General features: G+C 33.2%; 26 protein-coding genes and 1 riboswitch. Of the genes, 12 read left to right on the top strand and 14 right to left on the bottom strand.

Annotation, left to right across the window (positions count from 1 at the left end; genetic code table 11):
* Window positions 1-2 precede the first annotated feature (2 nt).
* From ASG22_RS02755 to ASG22_RS02735, 5 genes are all read left to right on the top strand, one after another.
* Window positions 3-785: a porin family protein gene (locus ASG22_RS02755; protein WP_055980159.1), complete on the top strand. Its 783-nt coding sequence runs from the start codon at window positions 3-5 to the stop codon at window positions 783-785.
* A 142-nt stretch (window positions 786-927) separates the two neighbouring features.
* The gene (locus tag ASG22_RS02750) at window positions 928-1,230 is read left to right on the top strand and encodes a hypothetical protein (protein ID WP_055980157.1); all 303 of its coding nucleotides are present in this window, start codon (window positions 928-930) and stop codon (window positions 1,228-1,230) included.
* Window positions 1,230-1,520: a cell division protein ZapA gene (locus ASG22_RS02745; RefSeq protein ID WP_055980153.1), complete on the top strand. Its 291-nt coding sequence runs from the start codon at window positions 1,230-1,232 to the stop codon at window positions 1,518-1,520. Before ASG22_RS02750 ends, ASG22_RS02745 begins: the two co-directional genes overlap by 1 nt.
* Before the next feature lie 224 nt (window positions 1,521-1,744).
* Window positions 1,745-3,313: a ribonuclease Y gene (gene rny / locus ASG22_RS02740; protein ID WP_055980150.1), complete on the top strand. Its 1,569-nt coding sequence runs from the start codon at window positions 1,745-1,747 to the stop codon at window positions 3,311-3,313.
* A gap of 302 nt (window positions 3,314-3,615) precedes the next feature.
* Window positions 3,616-3,801 carry a hypothetical protein gene (locus ASG22_RS02735; protein WP_055980147.1) on the top strand — a complete coding sequence of 62 codons (186 nt, stop codon included), beginning with the start codon at window positions 3,616-3,618 and terminating at the stop codon, window positions 3,799-3,801.
* Window positions 3,802-3,920: 119 nt separating this feature from the next.
* Here the strand turns inward: ASG22_RS02735 and ASG22_RS02730 are convergent, their stop codons facing one another.
* From ASG22_RS02730 to ASG22_RS02720, 3 genes are all read right to left on the bottom strand, one after another.
* Entirely contained in the window at window positions 3,921-5,225 is a 1,305-nt protein-coding gene (locus ASG22_RS02730; RefSeq protein ID WP_082504905.1) for a voltage-gated chloride channel family protein, read from the bottom strand.
* Between the two features lie 30 nt (window positions 5,226-5,255).
* Window positions 5,256-5,323: riboswitch (Fluoride riboswitch) on the bottom strand.
* Between the two features lie 15 nt (window positions 5,324-5,338).
* A complete protein-coding gene (locus ASG22_RS02725) occupies window positions 5,339-6,205 on the bottom strand; it encodes a sugar phosphate isomerase/epimerase family protein (RefSeq protein WP_055980144.1) in 867 nt (288 codons plus the stop codon).
* Window positions 6,206-6,673, bottom strand: coding sequence for an acyl-CoA thioesterase (locus ASG22_RS02720; protein WP_055980141.1), 468 nt, complete (start codon window positions 6,671-6,673; stop codon window positions 6,206-6,208).
* Window positions 6,674-6,743: 70 nt separating this feature from the next.
* Between ASG22_RS02720 and ASG22_RS02715 the strand changes: the two genes are divergently transcribed.
* Both ASG22_RS02715 and ASG22_RS02710 read left to right on the top strand, forming a co-directional pair.
* Window positions 6,744-7,097 (top strand): arsenate reductase family protein, encoded by a 354-nt coding sequence (locus ASG22_RS02715; RefSeq protein WP_055980138.1) that lies wholly within the window; start codon window positions 6,744-6,746, stop codon window positions 7,095-7,097.
* 75 nt (window positions 7,098-7,172) lie between these two features.
* Window positions 7,173-7,589: a hypothetical protein gene (locus ASG22_RS02710; protein WP_131726139.1), complete on the top strand. Its 417-nt coding sequence runs from the start codon at window positions 7,173-7,175 to the stop codon at window positions 7,587-7,589.
* A 52-nt stretch (window positions 7,590-7,641) separates the two neighbouring features.
* Here the strand turns inward: ASG22_RS02710 and gcvT are convergent, their stop codons facing one another.
* From gcvT to idi, 3 genes are read right to left on the bottom strand one after another with little or no spacing between them, the layout of a single operon-like run.
* Window positions 7,642-8,718, bottom strand: a complete 1,077-nt coding sequence (gcvT, locus tag ASG22_RS02705; RefSeq protein WP_055980131.1) for a glycine cleavage system aminomethyltransferase GcvT — start codon at window positions 8,716-8,718, stop codon at window positions 7,642-7,644.
* 13 nt (window positions 8,719-8,731) lie between these two features.
* A complete protein-coding gene (locus tag ASG22_RS02700; RefSeq protein ID WP_185113781.1) occupies window positions 8,732-9,208 on the bottom strand; it encodes a hypothetical protein in 477 nt (158 codons plus the stop codon).
* 3 nt (window positions 9,209-9,211) lie between these two features.
* Window positions 9,212-9,721: an isopentenyl-diphosphate Delta-isomerase gene (idi, locus tag ASG22_RS02695; RefSeq protein WP_055980125.1), complete on the bottom strand. Its 510-nt coding sequence runs from the start codon at window positions 9,719-9,721 to the stop codon at window positions 9,212-9,214.
* Window positions 9,722-9,930: 209 nt separating this feature from the next.
* On the opposite strand from idi, the gene ASG22_RS02690 reads away from it, so the two are divergent.
* Window positions 9,931-10,335 (top strand): hypothetical protein, encoded by a 405-nt coding sequence (locus ASG22_RS02690; RefSeq protein ID WP_055980123.1) that lies wholly within the window; start codon window positions 9,931-9,933, stop codon window positions 10,333-10,335.
* 95 nt (window positions 10,336-10,430) lie between these two features.
* The gene (locus tag ASG22_RS02685) at window positions 10,431-11,390 is read left to right on the top strand and encodes a D-2-hydroxyacid dehydrogenase (protein ID WP_055980121.1); all 960 of its coding nucleotides are present in this window, start codon (window positions 10,431-10,433) and stop codon (window positions 11,388-11,390) included.
* Between the two features lie 54 nt (window positions 11,391-11,444).
* On the opposite strand, the gene mscL is transcribed toward ASG22_RS02685, so the two are convergent.
* Window positions 11,445-11,834 (bottom strand): large conductance mechanosensitive channel protein MscL, encoded by a 390-nt coding sequence (gene mscL, locus ASG22_RS02680; protein WP_055980119.1) that lies wholly within the window; start codon window positions 11,832-11,834, stop codon window positions 11,445-11,447.
* A 216-nt stretch (window positions 11,835-12,050) separates the two neighbouring features.
* Between mscL and ASG22_RS02675 the strand changes: the two genes are divergently transcribed.
* Window positions 12,051-13,565 carry a bifunctional ADP-dependent NAD(P)H-hydrate dehydratase/NAD(P)H-hydrate epimerase gene (locus ASG22_RS02675; protein WP_055980115.1) on the top strand — a complete coding sequence of 505 codons (1,515 nt, stop codon included), beginning with the start codon at window positions 12,051-12,053 and terminating at the stop codon, window positions 13,563-13,565.
* An 86-nt stretch (window positions 13,566-13,651) separates the two neighbouring features.
* Here the strand turns inward: ASG22_RS02675 and lgt are convergent, their stop codons facing one another.
* Window positions 13,652-14,518 carry a prolipoprotein diacylglyceryl transferase gene (lgt, locus tag ASG22_RS02670; protein WP_055980265.1) on the bottom strand — a complete coding sequence of 289 codons (867 nt, stop codon included), beginning with the start codon at window positions 14,516-14,518 and terminating at the stop codon, window positions 13,652-13,654.
* Window positions 14,519-14,951: 433 nt separating this feature from the next.
* Window positions 14,952-15,194 (bottom strand): membrane protein insertion efficiency factor YidD, encoded by a 243-nt coding sequence (gene yidD / locus ASG22_RS20660; protein ID WP_185113780.1) that lies wholly within the window; start codon window positions 15,192-15,194, stop codon window positions 14,952-14,954.
* 229 nt (window positions 15,195-15,423) lie between these two features.
* On the opposite strand from yidD, the gene ASG22_RS02665 reads away from it, so the two are divergent.
* Window positions 15,424-16,701 carry a replication-associated recombination protein A gene (locus ASG22_RS02665; protein ID WP_055980111.1) on the top strand — a complete coding sequence of 426 codons (1,278 nt, stop codon included), beginning with the start codon at window positions 15,424-15,426 and terminating at the stop codon, window positions 16,699-16,701.
* 51 nt (window positions 16,702-16,752) lie between these two features.
* On the opposite strand, the gene ASG22_RS02660 is transcribed toward ASG22_RS02665, so the two are convergent.
* The 5 genes from ASG22_RS02660 to ASG22_RS02640 form a co-directional block, all read right to left on the bottom strand.
* Complete coding sequence (locus tag ASG22_RS02660; RefSeq protein ID WP_055980101.1) at window positions 16,753-17,190, bottom strand: hypothetical protein; 438 nt, start codon at window positions 17,188-17,190, stop codon at window positions 16,753-16,755.
* Window positions 17,191-17,307: 117 nt separating this feature from the next.
* Entirely contained in the window at window positions 17,308-19,530 is a 2,223-nt protein-coding gene (locus ASG22_RS02655; protein WP_055980099.1) for a DUF2339 domain-containing protein, read from the bottom strand.
* A 116-nt stretch (window positions 19,531-19,646) separates the two neighbouring features.
* Window positions 19,647-20,381, bottom strand: a complete 735-nt coding sequence (locus ASG22_RS02650; protein WP_055980096.1) for a hypothetical protein — start codon at window positions 20,379-20,381, stop codon at window positions 19,647-19,649.
* Window positions 20,382-20,704: 323 nt separating this feature from the next.
* Window positions 20,705-21,553 (bottom strand): prephenate dehydratase, encoded by an 849-nt coding sequence (pheA, locus tag ASG22_RS02645; protein WP_055980092.1) that lies wholly within the window; start codon window positions 21,551-21,553, stop codon window positions 20,705-20,707.
* Window positions 21,554-21,621: 68 nt separating this feature from the next.
* Window positions 21,622-22,032 carry an acyl-CoA thioesterase gene (locus ASG22_RS02640; RefSeq protein WP_055980089.1) on the bottom strand — a complete coding sequence of 137 codons (411 nt, stop codon included), beginning with the start codon at window positions 22,030-22,032 and terminating at the stop codon, window positions 21,622-21,624.
* Window positions 22,033-22,168: 136 nt separating this feature from the next.
* Here ASG22_RS02640 and dnaA point away from each other — a divergent pair, with 136 nt between their 5' ends.
* Window positions 22,169-23,623 (top strand): chromosomal replication initiator protein DnaA, encoded by a 1,455-nt coding sequence (gene dnaA, locus ASG22_RS02635; RefSeq protein WP_055980086.1) that lies wholly within the window; start codon window positions 22,169-22,171, stop codon window positions 23,621-23,623.
* The last annotated feature ends 30 nt before the right edge of the window (window positions 23,624-23,653 follow it).

The following is a 23,653-nucleotide window of genomic DNA, read 5'->3' as shown; positions in this document are numbered from 1 at the left end:
CTATGAATAAATTTTTATTAAAAGTACTGGTTTTAGCCTCAGTAAATATTGCAGTTTTTGCAGATGCACAATTTAGAACCCGAAACAGGATGGATAAGTTGGAAGACTTTGATCAGCAGACATTCAGTTGGGGATTTTATCTAAATGCCAACAGGCTGGATTACCGTATCGTTTTAAATCCAAGATATGGTATGAACAATAACCAGAATCTTGTGACATCTAAAGAAAGTTACAGTTTCGGTGCAGGTTTGATTGCTAAATGGAGACTGAATGATTATTTAGATCTGAGATTAGAACCGGGGTTACAGTTTGGACAAAGACAATTGACTTTCAATACACAGTCAAACGACCAGTATCAATTTGGAACTTTGACTAACGATCCTTTTATTCCGATGCCTTTAACTGAAAAGGACAGAGTAAGAGAAATCAAAACAACATTAGTGGATGTTCCTGTGTTATTAGAGTTTCACGGAGAAAGATGGTACAATTCCAGACCTTATGTTGCAGCGGGTGTAAACTATATCGTAAATCTTCAGTCGAATTCAGATTCTACGGATGACAATATGCAGCAGGTTTTCAGATCTACAACACACAACTTTGCTTGGTCTGCTGAAATGGGCATCCAGTTTTACTTTAATAAATTTAAATTAACGCCTGCGGTAAGAGGGACATTTATCATGAACAACGAAATTGTTGCAGATAATGCTACAACACCTCCTTATTGGACTTCGGCAATGTCTACTTTACAGACAAGAGCTATATTTTTTGTTCTTAAATTCGAATAAGAAAAATTTTACTTAAAATACTATCAGGAGATGCAGAATGTGTCTCCTTTTTTTATGGCAATATCAAAATATAGAACGTTTTATTTTTATTAGTGTCAATATTTTTCTATTTTTGCTAATAGTTAGAATATACAAACCTGAAATGCTTCAAGATTTAGAAAACAATTTTTCAGAATTAGAAAAAAAGATTTTACTTTTACAAAAGAACTATAAAAATCTTACTGAAAGATTCTCTGAATTGAATATTGAGCATGAAGACCTGAAGAAGAGATATGATGAGGAAAGGAGAAAAAGTCAGGTATTAGCAGAAGAACAAAAAAAAATAAAGCTTCATTCGGCAATATCAGGAAATCCTGAACACAACAGATTGATGAAAAATCACATCAACAGATTGGTAAAGGAAGTTGATTTCTGTATTGCACAGCTTCAAAACAGTGGATTATAATGGAGGTAAGAAGAATAACCATCAACATTGCAGGAAGGGTATATCCGCTGAACGTACCGGCAGCAGAAGAAGAAACGCTGAGAAAGGTAGGGAAGCAAATTGAAAGCATGATTAAAGATTTTGAACAAAATTTCGATGTGAGAGACAAACAGGATGCTTTGGCGATGTGTGCCCTGAAATTGGGAACCAATGCAGAAGTAACGTCTATGAACTACGATAAAACCATACAATCTACCAACGAAAGATTAACTCAGATTAATCAATCGTTGAATAATGAAATAGGGAAATAGATTTTTTTTCCCACAAAAGCTGCCTACAATAATTCTAACACATTAAAGGTAAACTCAACGCTAAACAATTACCGAGCAAATGTCCATTAAATGGCGTGCCGATTTATCGGATTACAGAAAATGGAAATCAGTTCAAATCGTGTTGATTAGGAGTTTACTCTATATCACTGAATTATTGTAGGCTTTTTTATTTAATGAAAGACAATTAAAACTTATATATAGATATGACAACAGCCATTATAGTCGGCGTAATTTGCCTTGTAATTGGTGCAGTGATAGGAATTCTTTTTTCCAAAAGCTCGCTTAATACCAAAGGAAAATTTATTATAGATGATGCAAAGAAAAATGCTGAAAACCTTATAGAAAAAGCTAATGTACAAGCAGAATCCATAAAGAAAGAAAAAAATCTTCAGGCAAAAGAAAAATTTCTTGAACTGAAATCCCAGCATGACGCAGATATTCAGTCTCGTGAAAGAAAAATGCAGGAGATCGAAAAAAGAACGAAAGATAAAGAGCACAAACTAAACGACGAACTTAGCAAAATAGGAAAGCTTGAAAAAGATCTTGACAAGCAAATTGCAGATTATGCTAAAAAAACAGAAATTCTCGAAAGAAAGCAGCAGGAACTAGATACTGCAACTGCTAAAAAGGTCGAAATTCTTGAAAAAATCTCTAATTATTCTGCAGAAGAAGCAAAAGCTGAATTGGTAGAATCTCTAAAAGCAGAAGCAAAAACCAGAGCTCAGGCGCACGTTCAGAGTATTATGGAAGAAGCTCAGCTGAATGCCAAAGGAGAGGCAAGAAAAATTGTTATCCAGACTATCCAGAGAATCGGAACAGAGCAGGCAATCGAAAATTCGGTATCGGTATTTAATATTGAATCTGATGAAGTAAAAGGTAGAATTATCGGTAGAGAAGGTAGAAATATCCGTGCTTTAGAAGCCGTGACCGGTGTAGAAATTATTGTAGATGATACTCCGGAAGCGATTCTTCTTTCATGTTTCGATCCTGTAAGAAGAGAAATCGCAAGATTATCACTTCACAGATTGGTAACCGATGGTAGAATTCACCCGGCAAGAATTGAAGAAGTTGTTGAAAAAACGAGAAAACAAATCGAGGAGGAGATTATCGAAGTAGGTAAAAGAACGATTATCGATTTAGGAATCCACGGATTACATCCTGAACTAATAAAAATCGTAGGTAGAATGAAATACCGTTCATCTTACGGACAGAACTTACTACAGCACTCAAGAGAGGTGGCAAATATTGCTGCAACAATGGCTGCTGAATTGGGATTAAATGTAAAATTAGCTAAAAGAGCCGGTCTATTACACGATATCGGTAAAGTTCCGGAGCAGGAATCTGAACTTCCTCACGCTTTATTAGGAATGCAGTGGGCTGAGAAATATGGTGAAAATGCAGAAGTTATCAATGCTATTGGTGCTCACCACGACGAGGTTGAAATGACTTCATTATTATCTCCGATCATTCAGGTTGCCGATGCGATTTCTGGAGCAAGACCGGGAGCAAGAAGACAGGTTCTTGAATCTTATATTCAAAGATTAAAAGACCTTGAAGCCGCAGCATTGAGCTTTGAAGGAGTTTCTTCAGCGTATGCAATTCAGGCGGGAAGAGAATTAAGAGTGATGGTAGAAAGCGGAAGAGTAAATGACGAAGTTGCTTCTCAGTTATCTTATGATATTTCCGAAAAAATTCAGAATGAATTAACATATCCGGGACAAGTAAAAGTAACAGTGATCAGAGAAACGAGAGCTGTGAATATTGCGAGATAATCTTATCAAGATATTTAATAGAAACCTTTCAAGAAATTGAAAGGTTTTTTATTTTTAGTAAAGTTGAAATTATTGTTTATTTTTTTAATTGCTAATTCCAAGATTTAGTAAAATATAAAGTTTATATAATAATTATAAGTGTTTAAGAAATATTTATATAAAAATTTACGTTGTCATATCAGTAAAGTCAATGAAATAAACTAATTGTAAAATTATTTTTAAATTATGAGGTGAATAATTATTATTTGTTTAACTTTGAAACGTAACTAAAACAAAATTATAATCTCAAAAACCAAATCAATATGCAGAATTTTTTGAAAAAAGCTACAAAATTAAAAAAAGCCGATCTTAAAAACATCACAGGAGGTGTAAGCGGAACTCCGGATCTTTCGCTTTGCGGGTGCGACTGCGCAGGATCTGTTGTAGGTCCTAAATATTGCGGTCAGTACATCGCTTGTCCGCAGGTTTACACTTGTGGTGAGGTATAAAAATTATTTCAATTAGAAATAAACATTTCCACATTTAATACGCAAAAGCCTTTCGGACCTTCGGAAGGCTTTTGTAATGTGAGAACTCAAAAAGTTTGATGAAGTTAGTAAAGTTAACATTATAAATCAGAGAAACTTTTATCGTGAAGATTTTCGAATCTTTGATTTTTTGCTTCTCCAATTTTTTGTTTTGTGTAAATGCTGTTGTTTCCGGAAAATAAATACGAAACGATGCAGGCAATAGCAATGTAAATACCGGATTCTATTCCAAATAATTCAATTCCCATCAACATACAGGCAAGCGGAGTATTGGTTGCTCCCGCAAAAACTGCTACAAATCCCATTCCTGCCAATAAACCAAACGGAAGCGGAATAAATAATGACAAAGCGCTTCCCAAAGTTGCCCCGATAAAGAACAAAGGAGTTACTTCTCCTCCTTTAAAACCAGCAGAAAGGGTAATGACGGTAAAAATCATTTTCAGTGCAAAATCATACAATGCAAGCTGTTTTTCAAAAGATTCTACAATTGTTGGAATTCCCAGTCCTATATATCGTGTTGTCCCTATTGAAAAAACGGCAACAGCTACAATAATTCCACCAATAACAGGACGAAGCGGAGGGTATTGTATTTTAGATTTAAAAACTGAACCTGCCCAATGAATCATTTTGCTGAACGTTGCGGCACAGATTCCAAAAGCAATTCCCGCTACAATACTGTATAAAATCGGTAAAAACTCAAGCTTCGGAATAAAATCAATATCATAATGCGTATGTTTTGCATTCCACAGATTAGTTACCCAATCTGCTAAAATAGCTGATATAAAAGCAGGAAAAATGGCATTATATCGAATTTTCCCAATCAAAAAAACTTCAAGTCCGAAAACTGCTCCTGCCAAAGGTGTTCCGAAAACCGAACCAAAACCAGCTGCAATTGCTGAAATAATTAAAATTTTTCTTTCGTTTTGATTGAGTTTAAAAGGCTTTGTCAACTGATCTGCAATTGCTCCTGCCATTTGCAGTGCTGTTCCTTCACGGCCTGCCGAACCTCCAAAAAGATGGGTGATAATCGTCCCTAAATAAACAAAAGGAGCCATTTTGAATGGAATAATCGCTTTGGGTTCATGAATATTTTCAATCAAAATATTATTTCCTGCCTCTACATCTTTTCCGAAATAGTAATATAAAAGTCCAACCAAAAAACCGGCAATCGGTAAAAATGCAATCATCCAGATATGATTTTCTCTGAATTGGGTTGCCCATTCTAAAGATTGTAAAAATCCTGCGGAAGCTGTTCCCACTAATATTCCTATAATTAAACTGATACAAAACCATTTAAAAATATACGGTAAAGCCGGATATTTTCTGAAGAAAAATCGGGTATGAAATATTGCTTTGTTATTTAAAGTTCGTTGATGTTTAGACATAATTTCCTGATCAAATTATTGTTAATAATCTCTTAATCAGGCGTCATCAGCTTTTGAAAAGCGGTTGGGTAAGGAAGAACACCATTTCCTTTGCTGCAAATATAAGTATTATTTCAAAAGAAATCATTTTTCAGGATATAATCACGGCTTATTTTAATACTTTCAAAAATCTCTTTATCGCTGGAATCCTGTTCTAAAAACCAATGTTGAAGACCTGCCTTTTCCTTGGCTTCAAAAATTCTTTTAAAATCAATCGTTCCATTTCCGATTTCTGCAAAGTCCTTTGATTCTGCCTTCATGTCTTTTATATGCCACAAGCAAAATCTTTTTGGATATTTTTCAAAATAAACTAAAGGATCAATTCCTGCTTTTGATATCCAGTATAAATCCAATTCCATTTTAACTAAATCTGAAGACGAATTTTCTAAAATAAAATCATAAATATTTTGCGTTTTATCAAATTCCTGAAATTCAAAATCATGATTGTGATAAGCAAACTGAATTCCTGCTTTTTTCGTTAATTCTCCTGATTTATCTAATAGTTCCGGTATTTTTTTATAATTTTCTAGGGTTCGTTCTTCAGGAAAAAGATACGAGCAAACCATATATTTCGAACCGATATATTGTAAATCTTCTACTGACTTTTCCCAGTTATTCAATAAAGTTCCTTTATCATTATGAAGGATTCCGGTGGTGTGGTGTGAACTGATAACTTTTAAGCCAATATTTTTTAGAATTTCCTGAAATTCATATCTTGTTTTTCCATAAAACGTTCCATCAAAGCCATAAATTTCAATTTCTTTAAAACCTAATTCTGCCAGTCTTTCTAATGTTTTTTCCAGATTTGCGGAAATGGCATCACGAATGGTATATAATTGAATTGCCAATGTTTTTTTGTTATTTTTTACATTTGAAATTCCACAGGAATACAATCCTAAAAGTCCCAATGAAGAAAGCTTGATAAAATCTTTTCTTTGCATTTATAGAAAAGGTTTCATTTCGTCTTCAATCTGTGTTCTCAGTTCCATCAGGCGTTTTGCGTATTTTTCCTGTTGTTTTTCTTCTTGGGTTTCAGGAATCCATTTTGGAACAGGAAGTTTTTTACCATTTTCATCAACGGCCACAAAAACAATGATACAGTGGGTTTTCTTATCAAAATTTGGCTGTTTCAGGTTTCTGGAGAACACATTAATTGAAATATGCATACTCGAAGATCCTGTATAAATTACCTGAGCTTCGACCTTTACGATTTCCCCGATTTTGATTGGTTCGTAGAATCTTATCCCGCCAACGTAAACAGTTACAGAATAATTTCCGCTCCAAGTCGTTGCACAAGCGTAACCTGCCTGATCGATCCATTTCATAACGCTTCCTCCATGTACATTTCCTCCGTAATTAACGTCCGAAGGCTCAGAAATAAACTGAAAAGTAATAGGTTTGTTGTCCATTCTCAATAAAATTTTAATAAAGATATTTAATAATTTTTAAAATTTTAGATTAATATCTTACTTTTGGGAAATGAAAAAAGTATTTCACCTTAATACATGTGACACTTGTAGAAAAATTTTGGGACAGTTTAGTCTTAAAGATTGGGAACTTCGAGAAATAAAAAAGGAGCCAATTACAAAAGAGGAATTAGAAGCCATGTATCAGCATACACAATCTTATGAAGCATTGTTTAGTAAAAAATCTACTCAGATCAAACTGAGAGAGTTAGACCTAAAGGCTTTAGGCGAAGATGATTATAAGGAATTGTTATTAGATCATTATACATTCTTAAAACGTCCGGTTTTTCTTACAGATAAAGAAATTTTTATAGGTAATGAAAAAGCGAATCTTCAAAGTCTTAAAGAATTTTTCCGGGCAGAATAAATAATTGTAAATCTGATATTTGAAGTTAATTGAATTATACCGTCTTATGTTTTGAAGATGAAAATTTTTGTAACGATGTTCATTTTTTTGTGTATTCATTGTGATGCACAAAGTAATATTATTATAAAAAAGTCTCAAGATAAAGCTGTTTTAGATACATTACAATATATTAAAACTTTTGAAGTTAATAAAAAAGAATATATAGGTAAACCGTTTTCTTATATGTTAGGAAGAATGATTAAAATTCGACCACAAACGGTTTGGATTATTCCTAATTCTGTTGATAGCATGGTTGTGCAAAAATCTCTTTTCAGATTTTATGATATGAATTATCCGATCATGAACGAAACAAAAATGATGATTACTTGGGAAACGGGATTGCTTTACAAAACAGTGAATTTCAATAACAGAAGGAACAAGTTTTATTTTTCTGAATCTGAAAAACGATTTTATGGAAGTAAGATTGTGAAAAATATTTTAGTATATCGTTAAAACAAAAAAACCGCAGAAATTTCTGCGGTTTTTTATAAATATCTTATTCTTATTATACAAAAGGAGCTTTTACCACTTTTGCAGGAATATTTTTATTTCTTATCTGAATAAAGATTTCAGAACCTAATTTAAAGTAAGGCTTATCAACATAAGCAAGACCCAAACCGATCTTTTTCATTGGAGACTGAGTTCCCGAAGTTACTTTTCCGATTACGTTTCCTTCTGCGTCTACAACAGGGTAATCATGTCTTGGAACACCTTTGTCTGTCAATTCAAAAGCAACTAATTTTCTGGTAACACCTTCTTCTTTTTGTTTTGCGAAAGTATCTTTAGAAACAAAATCTTTATCAAATTTTGTAATCCATCCTAATCCTGCTTCAATTGGTGAAGTGGTATCGTCGATATCCATTCCATACAGGCAGAAACCTTTTTCAAGTCTCAACGTGTCTCTGGCAGCCAATCCACAAGGAATAATTCCTTCTTCCTTACCTGCTTCAATAATTGCATCCCAAAGTTTTTCTGCAGAATCGTTTTTGAAATAAATCTCGAAACCTCCGCTTCCTGTATATCCTGTGTTTGAAATAATTATATCATTTACACCAGCAACAGAACCTACTGTAAAGTGATAGTAAGGAATTTCAGAAAGATTGGTTTCCGTTAATTTCTGGAGAATTTCAGTCGCTTTCGGACCCTGAACTGCCAATAGAGACATTTCGTCTGAAACATTCGTCATTTTTGCTCCGAAAGTGTTAAATTTTGAAATATGATCCCAGTCTTTATCAATATTTGAAGCGTTTACAACTACGAAATATTTATCATCTTCCATTTTGTAAACGATAAGATCGTCCACAATTCCTCCGTTTTCGTTAGGAAGACAAGAATATTGAGCTTTTCCGTTTTCCAAAACTTCCACGTTGTTTGTTGTAACGTACTGTAAAAGCTCTTTAGAACCTGAACCTTCGATGAAAAACTGTCCCATGTGAGAAACATCAAACAAACCTGCTTTTTCTCTTACTGCAAAGTGCTCTTCTGTTACTCCGGAATATTGTACAGGCATATCAAATCCTGCGAAAGGTACGATTTTAGCTCCCAAAGAAACGTGTTTGTCGTACAATGCTGTTTTCTTCATATTGAATTTATTTCTATTTTTTTACTTTAAAACTTTCGAAAGCTTCATTGAAAAGCTTCATGTAATTTCCGTTCCAATATTTTTTTCCACAATTAATAGAAATCAGGAACAGATCTTTATCTTTCTGGAAAACTTTTGTAATCCAGTATAAATTTTCTTTTTCATCAAAATATTCGTAAAAATATTCTGTGTAACCTTTTTTTCCACTTTTACTTTTAACCAGCTTTTCGTCGTCAGCAGATTGATAAAGAGAAAGAATGAATTTTTTAGTTTCCGCTTTGGGAAGATCAAGATCATGATATTCTGAAATGGTAATAGCTCCAATCTCATTACTTGGGAAAATATTGATGATCTCATTGTCATTGGTCACTTTCCAACCTTGAGGAAGAGTAATGGAGTAGTTCTTACTTTCATAAAGCTTCGTTGAAACCGATTGTGCAAATATAAAAGATGCTGCAGAAAGAGATACTGCAATAAATATTTTCTTCATCAATTAAAAATGGTGTTTGTATTCTTCTAAAATGATTTTAAACCATTCCGTAAAATTTTCAGGATTTTCATGTATTTCTCTGTCGAGATCGTCAACAGAAATATATTTTACTTCCTCCACTTCATCTTTATTTAAATCAAAATCATCTTCAAAAATTCCTACAAAAACATGGTCGAGTTCGTGTTCCCAAAGTCCGTTTCCAACATCTGCTTTGTAAATAAAATCGAATTTTTCTGAAAGTTCAACATCAATTCCCAGCTCTTCTTTTACTCTGCGTTTTGCTCCTTTAAGATAAGTTTCCTCAATTCTGGGGTGAGAACAAACGGCGTTCGTCCATTTTAAGGGTGAATGATATTTTTCTGAAGCTCTTTTCTGTAAAAGCATTTCGCCTTTAGTATTAAACAAAAATACGGAGAAAGCACGGTGTAATAAGCCATTGATGTGAGCTTGCTGCTTTTCCATCAAGCCTAAAACTTTATCTTCAGGATTTACTAAAACTACGAATTCTTCCATTTCTACAAATGTAAGTGTAATAAATGTATTTTGGAAATTTTTGGTAAAACATCATATTCTTTAAAGTTTAAATAAAAAGAAATCTAAATAAATCATCATAAAAGTATTTTGTTAAATAATTAATTTTAACAGAAATAAGGATAATATAAACAAAGTTTAAGAAGCCTTTTTGATGTAAAAACCGTAACTTTGCCATTCAATTTTTACAGATGGAATTAGAGTACATAGAACACATAAGTCCTATTCTGAAGGACGGGATTAAGAACTACTTAATCGATATTGACGGGACAATTACTGAGGATGTTCCGAACGAAGAACCGGAAAGAATGGTTACCTGTGAGCCTTTTCCCGATGCTTTGGAAACAATCAACAAATGGTATGACGAAGGTCACCAGATTTGTTTCTTCACTTCAAGAACAGAAAATTTAAAGCAAGTTACCATCGATTGGTTGGATAAGCACGGCTTCAAATACCACAGTGTTTTATGCGGAAAACCAAGAGGTGGAAATTATCACTGGATAGACAATCACTTGGTAAGAGCAACAAGATATAAAGGAAAATTCACGGATTTGGTAGAAAGACAGGTTACAATAGAAGTTTTCAAAGAAGATTAAATTATATAAGAGATTAAACGATTAATTATGATACTTTTTAAAGTACATTGTAATCATTTAATCTTTTTATTTTTACAGATAAATAAAAGGTATTTATGAAAGTTTTAGCAAACGATGGCTTGGATCAATCCGGGATTGATGCATTGACTGAGAAAGGTTTTGAAGTAATTACCACAAAAGTTCCACAAGAGCTTTTGGTAGATTACATCAATGAGCACAAAATTCGTACTATTTTGGTGCGAAGTGCAACGCAGGTAAGAAAAGATATGATTGACAACTGTCCGTCTATCGAAATTATCGGTAGAGGAGGTGTTGGTATGGATAATATCGATGTAGAATATGCAAGGGAAAAAGGAATTCATGTCATCAATACGCCTTCCGCCTCTTCAGAATCGGTTGCTGAGCTGGTTTTTGCACACTTGTTTTCAGGAGCAAGATTTTTGCAGGATTCCAACAGAAAAATGCCTTTAGTGGGTGATACAGAGTTTGCAGGTTTGAAAAAAGCCTATGCAGCCGGTATCGAATTGAAAGGAAAGACCATAGGTATTGTTGGAATGGGAAGAATCGGACAGGAAGTGGCAAAAATCGCTTTAGGTCTTGGAATGAGAGTGATTGCGGCTGATAACAATATTGGTAAAGCAAGTATTAAAGTGACTTTTTATAACAAGCAGTTCATTAATGTAGATATCGAAACTGAGCCGCTTCAGGATGTTTTACAACATTCAGATTTTATAACCCTTCATGTTCCGGCTCAGAAAGACGGGTACATGATTGGCAAAAATGAGTTTGAAATGATGAAAGATGGTGTAGCAATTGTAAACTGCTCAAGAGGTGGTGTGATCGACGAAACTGCTTTAATTGAAGCATTAGATTCAGGAAAAGTGAAGTTTGCCGGCTTAGATGTTTTCATCAATGAGCCAACGCCTTCAAAAGCAATTCTTAATCATTCAAAAATTTCGATGACTCCTCACACAGGAGCATCTACTTTGGAGGCTCAGGACAGAATCGGACTTTCTTTAGCAGAACAGATTACCAGTATTTTACAGATTCAATAATTTATTTTATTGTTGAAAATATAGAAAGCACTTCAAAATGAAGTGCTTTGCCTTTTATAGTGTGTTTTTACTTTTAAGTAAATCTCTGATTTCCATTAATAATTTTTGATCTTCCGTTGGACCTGCAGGTGCTTCAGGAACTGCTTCGGGTTTTTTATTAAGACTGTTAATACCCTTTATAAGAAGGAATAAAACAATGGCTACAATCAGGAAACTAATAACTGATGATAGGAAGTTACCATACTTTACACCATTCCAGGAGAGTTCTGCAATGTTTTTTACATGGGCTTTTTCCAATGCCGGATTCAAGAGGAGAGGAGTGATAATATCATCTACAAATGATTTTACAATGGCACTGAAAGCTGCTCCAATGATGACACCGACTGCAAGATCAAGCACGTTGCCTTTAAATGCAAATTCTTTAAATTCTTTTACAAATCCCATATGTGATATTTTTTTAATGTATTATTTAAATGAAATGATGGGTTTAAGGTACAAAAAAATATATATTTTTCCCTCTTTTATGATTAAAAATATATGAATCGAAAAATATATAGTTAATTATTTATTAAGGTACTTTATTTAAGCCAATTTCTATGAGGTTAGACATTCTTTTTGTAAATTGCTTTGAAGATAATACATACAATAAGAAGCTTAAATATGAAAATTTTTACCGCAGAACAGATCAGGAAATGCGACGAATACACAATTTCCCACGAACCGGTTATGTCGATCCAATTGATGGAAAGAGCTGCCGAAACCTGTGTCGACTGGATTTCCGAACATTGTAAAAATCATAGAAATTTTGCCGTTTTTTGCGGAAATGGGAATAATGGTGGAGATGGTTTTGCTATTGCCAGAATGCTTTTTTCAAAAGGTTTTGATGTAGATGTTTTTATCAATAATCATAAAGCCAAATTTTCTGAAAATGCCAATATTAATTTAAAGGATTTGAGAGAGATTTCAGGAATTGCCATTAAAGATTTCAAAGAAGCTTCAGAATATCGTTTTGATAAAAGAACGGTGATTATCGATGCACTTTTCGGAACGGGGTTATCAAGAAATCTTGAAGGTGAATTTAAAGATTTGGTTGAATTGTTAAACTCAAAAAACAATGCTAAAATTTCCATTGACGTTCCTTCCGGACTTTTAGCAGACGGTATTCCTGATGAAAATGCGACTATATTTCAGACGGATTATACACTGAGTTTTCAATTTTGGAAAAAAAGCTTTCTTCATCCTGAAACAGGAAAATATACAGGAAAAGTACAAATTTTAGATATTAATTTAAGTCAGGATTACATTTTAGAAACGGAAACAAACGATTTCGTAATTCATGAAATGGTTAAAAAGATTTTTAAGCAAAGAAATGAATTTTCTCATAAAGGAACGTACGGAAAAGCTGCAATTGTTGGGGGAAGCTACGGTAAAATGGGAGCTGCAGTTTTAGCGACAAGATCTGCTTTAAAAACAGGAACAGGACTTACTTTTACGCTAGCTCCGAAATGTGGTTATGAAATTTTTCAGACTTCTAATCCTGAAGCAATGTTTATTGAAGGCGGAGATGATTTTATTACCAGTTTTGAAGCAGAGGAAGATGTGGTTTTCGGAATTGGTCCTGGTTTAGGCAAACATAAAGAAACGGCAACGAGTTTATTAAAATTCTTAAAAAACTATTCTAAACCACTGGTTTTAGATGCTGACGGATTAAATATAATTTCTGATGACAAAAGTAATTTGAAATTAATTCCGAAAAGATCGATTATCACTCCGCATCCAAAGGAATTTGAAAGATTATTCGGAACAACGGAAAGTTCTTTTGAAAGACTTCAGTTAGCAAAAGATAAAGCAAAAGAACACAATATTTATATTATTTTAAAAGATCATCATACGCAAGTTATAACGCCTGAAGGTAAAGTTTTCTATAATATTACAGGAAATTCAGGATTGGCAAAAGGCGGAAGCGGAGATGTTTTAACAGGGATTTTGACTTCGTTTTTGGCTCAGGGTTATTCAGCGGAGCACGCTTCTATTTTAGGCGTTTGGTTTCATGGAAAAGCTGCGGGATTTGCTGCGAAGAAATATTCCAAAGAGGCAATGCTTCCGAGTGATGTTATTAATGAATTCGGTAATGTGTTTGAAGAATTAAATACCGCAGTAGAAATACAGTTGTAATAGCTGAAAAAGCTTATTGATACAAGATAAAAGGCAAATCTGATTATCAGATTTGCCTTTTTATATTAACGTCTTAATATTTTAGATTATTCAGGTTTTTCGTTCTCCGCCTGAGTTATGGTAAATTTTTTAGAAAGAACCATGATAACTACACCTGCAATCATGAAAGGAATAGAAAGTACCTGACCGGTATTTAGCGAACCTAATTGAATAAACTCGTCTCCCTGCGGCATTTTTAAGAATTCTACAAAGAATCTGATCGCCCAAAGAATGATAAAGAACAATCCGAATAACCATCCTTGCTGATATTTTTTATTAGTTTTTCGATATAATATCCATAATAAAACGAAAAGGCAAACATAACCGAAAGCTTCAAATAACTGAGTCGGATAACGTGGAACTGTTATACCATATTCACTGCTTTGTTGTGGAAAAAGTAAAGCAAACGGGGAGTTTGGATCAACCGGTTTTCCAACGATTTCAGAATTGAAAAAGTTCCCCATTCTTACAAAAGCACCACCCAAAGAAACTACAATTCCTAATCTGTCATATACCCAAAAAGGATTTTTCTTGATGATTTTGAATGAATAATATAATGTTGTGAAGATTAAAGCAATAGTAGCTCCATGGCTTGCCAACCCTGAAAATCCTGTGAATTTCAACCCGTTTTTCGTACTGATCGGTAAAAATACACTCCAGAAATCTTCTTTGAATAGCTCAGGCTGATAGAAAATAACGTGTCCCATTCTTGCTCCAAGAATCGTCCCGATTAATGTCCAGGTGAAAAGTGGCTCAAGATATTTCTGATTAACATTATCAATTTTGAAAATATTAGTCATTAAAAGATACCCAAAACCAAATGCAAAAATGAACATTAAGCTATAGAAATGCAGTGTAATTGGTCCCAACTCAATTCCTTTTACAGGATCCCAGATTTTGAAAGGAGTTTCCAGACTTACAGTGTCACTATCTGTAATGGATTTATTTGATTTTACAGCGTATTTAAATTGTTCAATATTTTCCTTTGTAACAGGATCATTAATTAATTTAAAGTTTTTATCGAAAAGCTGGTATTTGGAATTTCTGAAAGTTCCTAAAATTGACGTTGTGTAGCTGAGATAAACGGGTTCAAGATTTGATTCGTTCAGAATGACCAGCGTATTATTGCTGTTGGGTTTAAGAGCAAACGCGTTCAGGTCGCCGATCTCCGTTGTTGTATAAATTTTTACGGGAACATCTGTCGAGTTTACTTTTAAAGTTCCGTCTGACATTCCGTCCTTATAATCTTGCGCAAAAAGTGACTGTGTCAAGAACGCAAACAAAACAAGGTAAATTCTGAAAAAAATATTACTCATTGCTATTTTTTTAGTAGTTATTTTATTGATTTTACTTTTTTGGCGGAACGGGATCATAGCCGCTTCCTCCCCAAGGGTGACATTTTGAAATTCTTTTCGCTCCCAGCCAAAATCCTTTAAAAATACCATGAACCTGCAATGCTTTCACCATATAATGGGAACAGGTGGGCTCATAACGGCAGTTTTTGGGAAGTAATGGCGAGATAAACCATTGGTAAAATCGTATCAATAGTACCAAAGGAAAAGTGATTATTTTGTTGAATGTAAATTTCAAAACGCTACAAAAATAGGGTAAAAAAATGAAAATTAGTTTAAATTTGTTAGAAGTTTCAGAACCGGAAAATCTGAAATTTTAAGATCGTAATTGTTGAATTTAAATAAATGATCTTCCAGCTTATCAAATATGAAAGCAGGCTTCAACGCACAAAGTTGTTTCAAAAACGGATTTATCTTTGTATGTTGATTAAAAATATTAATAAAATTATTAAATCAAATTGTAAATTTTGAATCAAAATATTCCATTAGCGGAAAAATTAAGACCTAAAACATTGGATGATGTTCTCGGACAGGAACATCTTACCGGAGAAAAAGGGACAATCCGAAAAATGCTAGAGAACAATTCTTTGAATTCTCTTATTTTCTGGGGACCACCCGGAACGGGGAAAACAACCTTAGCGGAAATTGTTTCTGAAAAATCAGGAAGAAAATTTTATAAACTTTCTGCAGTTTCGTCGGGGGTAAAAGATGTGCGTGATGTAATTGAAGATGCCAAAAAACAGAATCTTTTTTCAGGAAAATCACCAATACTTTTTATTGATGAAATTCACCGTTTTAACAAATCTCAGCAGGATTCTCTGCTTCATGCCGTAGAAAAAGGCTGGATTGTTCTCATCGGGGCAACAACTGAAAACCCAAGTTTCGAGGTAGTTTCTGCTTTGCTTTCAAGAAGTCAGGTTTATATTTTGAAGGCGTTGACTTATGAGAAGCTTGAAGAATTAATTGATATTGCTGCCGAAAGATTTAACAAAGATGAAGAAACAGATTTCAAAGTTCTGGAAAAAGAAGCGTTTATTCAATATTCCGGTGGTGATGCCAGAAAACTGATTAATTCTGTGGAATTGGTTTTTAATCAATATAAAAATTCGTCTACAAAAGAAATCATCAATCAGGATGTTCTTGAGGTGTTGCAGGAAACAATGGCGTTGTACGATAAAAACGGAGAGCAGCATTATGATATTATTTCTGCCTTTATCAAATCAATGCGTGGCAGCGACCCGAACGGTGCGGTGTATTGGCTGGCGAGAATGATTGCCGGCGGTGAAGATATTAAGTTTATTGCAAGAAGAATGCTGATTTTGGCAGCTGAAGATATTGGATTGGCAAATCCGAATGCGCTGATGATGGCGAATACCTGTTTTCAGGCAGTAAATGTAATCGGAAATCCTGAAGCCAGAATTATTTTAAGTGAAACGGCTGTTTATCTGGCTGTTTCCCCGAAAAGTAATTCCACCTATATGGCAATTAATGAGGCGTTGGCTTTGGTGAAAAAAACGGGAAATCTTCCTGTTCCGTTACATTTAAGAAATGCTCCGACAAAATTAATGAAAGATCTGGATTACGGAAAAGAGTATAAATATGCGCATTCGTATGAAGGAAATTTTGTAGATCAGGATTTTCTTCCGCACGAAATAAGAGATATGAAGTTATACGAACCGGGAAATAATGCCACAGAGAAGAAAATTTATGATGAATTAAAGAAAAAATGGAATAATAAATATTAAAAAAGGATACTCAATTGAGTATCCTTTCTAATTTAAATATGGTTTAAGAAATTACTTTTTTGTTGAAATGAACAACGCTTTTTTACCGTCATTGTTTTTTACTTCCATTTTGGCTAAAATATCTCCAAATACGAGCGTGTTGGAATCCGCAATTTCATAACCGTCAATAAATACAGGATTATCTTTTGGAAGTTCGTATTGTAAATTCATGTCAGATAATGGTACAGAATCAATATTATACTGCTTGGTATTGAACTTAAATTCTGTGAGTCCGTTTTTTTCTGCTAATGAATTAAACTTTTTAAGATTTTGCGGAAGTGCAGCCTGAGTTTTATAAACTTGAGAGCTTTGAATAACTTTTTTATAATTAGTAAACATATCTACCGTTCCGACAATATCATTGGCAACTGCAAATTTGGTTGCCGTATTCTTCTGCGCAAATAAAGTTGCCGAAGACAATAGTAAAAAAGAGTAGAGTATTTTTTTCATAATGTTTGGGAATAAATGACTATTAAAAACTTGTTAAATATAGTTATTTTTTATTAAATGTGAATTAAAATTTACATTAATTTAAATAATAATGATAAATAAGGAGTTTTGTTGTTATTATCTATTGTCAGCTTCTATCTTTTCATCTTTGTTTTCCACTAAATTTTTAATGATTTTTTTCAGTCTCTGAAATAAAAATGAACTCAATAGTAAAATGATTCCTAGGATTATAAATGCAATTATCCTTGAAATGTTATCCATTTCCCAGACATCATAAGTATAAAGTTTTAAGATCATTATGGCAATTAATACAAATCCGATTTTGCTGTATTCTGATGTTTCGCTTTTTAGACCTTTATAGATGAAAATACTGGCAAGAACAGCCCAGATGATCGGTAAATAAAGGATTCTAAAGTGTTTCTTAAAGATATAAACTGTTGAAATATCATTACTATTCAATAAAATATAGAGATGATATAATTCAAAGCTGACGGCAAAAACCAGTGTAATAGAAGTCAGCCAATATGAAAATTTTAAATTAGAAGTTTCAGATTTCGTTAAAAATTTAAACATCAAATATATAAGCGGCAAGACATACAATAAATAAAGAAAATACATATTGAAGCCGAGCTCTTTCAGCAAAAATGAATCAACAATTTCGGTTCCTGCAATGGAAGTATGAATGATGATTAAAATTAAAAACAGATAAAAAAGTCCGGTTTCCAGAATTTTATTGATTTCCAATTTCTTTCTAAGCAAAAGAATCATGAAGATATAATACAGACTGAAAAGTAATGCCACAGTGAAAATTACAATCCATTCTCTGTCTGAAATGTGATATATAATTTCCAGTAAAAGTGCGGTGTAAATAATTCCGAAACTTGCTATGGTAAATACATTTTCGAAGAAATTTATAGGTTGGTTTTCTGTATTATTCAGCTTTCTCAACAATATTAAATTGACAAATGTTGTAGTAACCGCTACGGAACTCGTCAGAAATACAGGATTGAAAATGATTGTCATATTTTTGGTATCAAGATATTCCGACCAAGTCATAATCTGCGCAATAATTACTAATGGAAATAAAACGTAAAAACAGATTTTAAAGACATTGAGATTAGTTTTCTTCCAGATAAACAGAAGCAAAGTTGCCTCGATTGCCCAAACACTTGTAATTAAGTGAGTTTTAAACTGTACAGCAAAAGCAATGGTAAAAAGACTCACCGTAATTCCTGTAAACACAGAATAATTGATGCCCAAATTCTTTTTTTTGTATTCCAGATACAGAAGAAAAAGGTTGATAAAACCAAAGAGAATCGGAAAAATAATTACCGGTTGATATTGCAGCACATTAAAAATATAAACAATTCCAATAATACTTGTCAGATTTATTAAAACAATCATTAAAATATCAAAGGTTTGAAGAATATTTTTCTTACTATAATTTAATAAAGCGATCACATAAAAGATGACGTAATTTATCAGATAAAAAAAAATTCCTGTAATTTGAGGTTTGTCCGCAGTCCAATAAGAAAGATAAACCGTAGTGAAAATAAAAGCAATCCAACCAACACTTTTCCAGTTTTTCAGAAAGATGATGGCAAGCATCCCAATATTTAAAACAGTAATATAAGTGAAAAGGAAAAAATAATTACTTTCTCCGGTGCTGATCATTAACGGTGCTAAAAATCCACCAAATAAAGAAAAAATAATTAAGATTTCACTTTTGTAATAATAGGAGAGTGCAATGGAAATCAAAGTAATTAAACAGGTTATCGAAAAAGCAATTGTTTGTGAAAACAGCTGATATTCCCGAAAAGCAATGGTAACGGTAAAATATAAAACGGCAATTCCGCCTCCGGTTATGATTGAAGAGAATGCGGTGTAATTTTTTCTCAGAAAATGTCCCGTTGTAATGATGATAGCTCCAATAAGAAAGCCGATTCCCACTCTTGCATTTTCACCGATCCAATTTCTGTCGATGGCATATTTTACAAAATAACCGATTCCCAGAACTAAAGTGAAAATCCCAATGATGGTTAACGCATTTTGTTTTAAAAATTCAAATATGGGAGTAATTATATCTTTTTGCTGTTTTCGTTCAGGAGGAGTATTTTCTTGAATTTCATTAGAATTTGATAGAGTAAATACTGGTTGCGAAATATCAGATACAGTACTTTTGGTTTTTAGAGTTTCATCTATTTTAATTTGTTCTTCATTTTTATTGAATTTTTTTTGAAGCTCAGAAATATCATTTTCCAGCTTTTTAATTTTATTATTTAAAGTTGTATAAATAATAAATATGATGAGCAAACATATTAATAAGAAAGAATATTCCATCCTCGGATTTTTTACTTTTATCAAATATAGTCAATTGTAGATAATGCTTTAAATTATTAATCCACCGTAAAAACTACGATGGATTAGTAAATAAATTGAATGAATTTGTATAAGAATTAATTAGAAACTTTATAAATATAAAAAGATCCTACACTGGTTGAAAGAATTCCTGCAGTAAGCGCAGTAGATCCCGTAAGACCGAAATTAATTTTATCACCGGCTTGGAAAGTATAAAGGGAAGTGATGTTAGACTCAGCAATTGTTAACGCTACCAATCCTAAATCCAGTCCGCTGAATATACGGCTGTCTATTAGTGTTGCTACGTTATTTCTTGTTCTCAAAATTCCTACTCCCGGGCTGTTTACTAAAACACCAGCTTGTACCCCTGTACCATATTTAAAGGAAAAACCTACTGCATACGTTCCGTTTGAAGGAATGGTATAACTATGATCCGTCTCAGAAAATAGAGCAGGTACACCCACATTTCTTTCCGCTTCTAAAAAGTTAACAGTTCTGAATCCTGTAGGGAAAAGTGAGAGGGATACCAGCGTTATACCTGTAGATTTTTTTGCAGCATAAATAGATGTGTTGGCTCCTGAATTTACTGCAAAATCAGCAAGCATCTGAGGGTTCATCTGTGATACCTGGCTATCGCCGTTACTATTAAGATTCACACTCAAAATCTGATATCCCGGTAGAGATGTAGCAGCAGGAGTGTTTCTTAATTTCATTGTTCCATTTACATCGAGGTTGGCTTGAGGATTTGGAGTGTTTATTCCAATCCATCCGGATTGCGAGAACGTACAAATGCCTACTAGGGCAAAAAGTGCACAATAAATTTTAGTTTTCATGTTAAGAAATTTAAATTAGTTAATATGGTTTAGTCTCAGTTAGTTTATAGTAAATATACATCAAATATTATGCGAAATGATAATTTTGGATAATAATTTTTTATTTTTATAGTTAATTTCGTATTAAAATTTGTTATAATTATGATTATAATGAAATGTTTTTTTAATAATAATGTAGGAAAAGCCAACACTGCAATTTTAATAAAAAAAATCTATATCACCAAATAATGAATTTAGGTTAATCGTTTTAGTTGTTGAAAATGAAATGGTTGAAAATAAAGAAAGCTCCTGAATGAGGAGCTTTTGAGATAAAATAATATTTTTTAGCTTTTTAAAATAAATTCTTGATAATTCCCGAGAAAATCTACTTTTACGTCAAGCGTTTTTAATTCTTCAATGGCATTTTCATGTAAAATGGGATTCCATTTTCCGACTACGGTAATGAAGAAAAAATAATTTCCCAATCCGGTTTTTAAAGTTCGTGATTCTATTTTGCTGAGATTCATTTTCCGCCATGCAAAAACGGACAGTATTTGATGTAAACTTCCCGGATGATCTTCAGGCAGGGTAATTAAAAGACCGGATTTCTCTCCCGAAACGGTAAGTTTTTTATTATCGTATGAATGATTTTCTTTAGAAATAATAATAAACCGCGTATGATTTTGTTCAAAATCCTGAATATTATGGTGAATAATTTTCAATCCGTACAAATTTGCAGCAAACTGATTGGCAACAGCAGCGAGATTCCTTTCCGGATTTTCCGAAACGTGTTTTGCAGCAGCAGCAGTTGATGAATAGTCCTGTTTTTGAACATTCTTAAATTGTGTATCCAAAAAATGAAAACTCTGTGCTAACGCTTGTGGATGAGAATAAATTTTTTCAATATTTTCAACATTACAATTCGGATGAACCATTAAATGATGAGCAATCGGCATAACAGCTTCCGCTTCAATTTTAATCTGAGGCGTTTTATACAAATAATCCAGCGTCATAGAAACTGTTCCTTCAATAGAATTTTCCAAAGGAACAACGGCTTTTTCCACTAATCCGTTCTCAACGGCAAGAAAGCAGTCTAAAATATTGGTTTGAGGTAAAAGTTCTTCATCCGGAAAAAGTTGAGTGGCTGCAAGCTGAGTGAAGCTCGCCTGCGGACCCAAAAATGCAATCTTCATTGTAATCTATATTTATTTTGAATTTTAAATGTAATGAAAAGTTATTAGACTCATATCTCAATCCTAAATTATTCAACCCAGTTTTCTTCTATCAGTTTCACGAGATAATCCGGACACTTGATAATTTTGTTGGTTTTTGCATCTAAAAAAAATAAAGTAGTATATGCTTCTGTAATTTTAATGCCATCTTCATTATAAATTTCATATTCAAATTCAATTTTTACTCCCGGGATTTTTTTTACATACGTATGAATTTCTAATTTTTGATCGTACAAAGCTGGTCTTAAATACTTAATTTTGTAATCGGAAACCGGAAGCCAAATTCCTTGATTTTCAATCTCATTATATGACATTCCTATACTCCGAAAAAGCTCAACTCTCGCAATCTCAAAGTATTGCGCATAGTTTCCGTAGTAGACGTATTTCATGGGATCGGTTTCTCCGTAACGTACTCGTAATGAGTGTTTTGTGTGTATCATTTTTGATGGTAAAATATTCATACAAATATATTTTTAAATAATCAATACCCGCAATATTTTTTTTAAAAATAAAAAAATGAGACCTTTGTCTTCCTCTTAAAAAGAGATACTCAAGAAATAATCAGGGCTTTAAATTATGAATGAAAATCTAATGATGATATGGCAGAAATGCCTTCAGTTTATGCGTGATAATTTAAACGCAGCTGAAGACAATTCTGATTTGAAGAAGCTTGAAAAATCTTTCGACTTACTGTTTGATAAGGTGCAGCCAATTTCTTTGGTTGATAACAACCTTACGCTTATGGTTCCGAGTGATTTTTACAAGGAATATATCGAGGATAATTATTTATCCTTACTTTCTGCTGCCCTGAAGAAAAATATAGGAAAAGGAGTTAAATTATGGTATTCTGTAATGGAAAATAAGCCTACAGGCTTAGAAAAACCCGTTACAATGAATGTGAAGGGCAAAAGTGTTCCTACACCCAGAACGCAGGAAACTATGCCGCAAGGTTTCTCTTCAAATATTGTAAATCCTTTTGTAGTTCCAGGAATTAAAAAGGTAAATATTGATTCTAACTTAAAAGCAGATTTCTCTTTCGAGAATTATATTGAAGGTGAAAGCAACAAATTTGCTGCTACCGTAGCGAGATCTATTGCTAAAAGACCAGGTGCAACTGCCTTTAACCCATTATTTTTATATGGAGGATATGGTGTAGGAAAAACCCACTTGGGTCAGGCTGTCGGTCTTGAAGTTAAAAATCAGTTTCCTGATAAAGTAGTTTTATATTTGTCTTCTGAAAAATTCATTCAACAGTTTATTTCAGCAGCAAAAGCTCATAAGCAAACGGAATTTGCTAATTTTTATCAAATGGTTGATGTGTTAATCATTGATGATATTCAGTTCCTTTCCGGGAAATCTGCAACTCAGGACAGTTTCTTCCATATTTTCGACCATTTACATCAAAACGGAAAGCAGATTATCCTTACTTCTGATAAGGCTCCTGCTGACATTATGGATATTCAGGACAGGATTGTTTCTCGTTTTAAATGGGGACTTTCTGCGGAAATTAAGTCGCCGGATGTACAGACTCGAAGAAAAATTATCGTTGACAGATTAAGTATTGACGGAATCGTTTTACCTGATGATATGCTTGATTTCTTGGCTATCGAAACGAAAACGAATGTAAGAGAACTGATCGGAGTTATCAATTCTGTGATTGCTTATTCTACAGTTTATAAAACCGATCTTAGTCTTGAATTGTTAAAAGATACAATCAATAAAATTGCCGCCAATCAGAAAAAAATTATCAATATTCCTTATATTCAGGATGTTGTATGTGATTATTTCGGAATCAAAAGAGAGCAGCTTTTATCTAAAACAAGAAAAAGAGAGATTGCACTTCCAAGACAGCTGGCAATGTATTTCTCTAAAGAACTTACCAACTCTACATTCACTAAAATTGGTGAGGAAATGGGCGGAAAAGATCACTCAACAGTAATGTATGCTTGTGATACCATTAAAGATGTTTCTAAAGTCGATAAGGAGATCAAAAAATACGTTAAAGATTTATCGGAAAGAATCAAACAGTAAGAAATAATTTAATTTAGATAATAAAAATGG

Source organism: Chryseobacterium sp. Leaf405 (genome assembly GCF_001425355.1).
Taxonomy (GTDB): Bacteria; Bacteroidota; Bacteroidia; order Flavobacteriales; family Weeksellaceae; genus Chryseobacterium.
The sequence above is the reverse complement of the archived record's forward strand: the minus strand, read 5'-3'. Positions and strand labels throughout refer to the sequence as shown.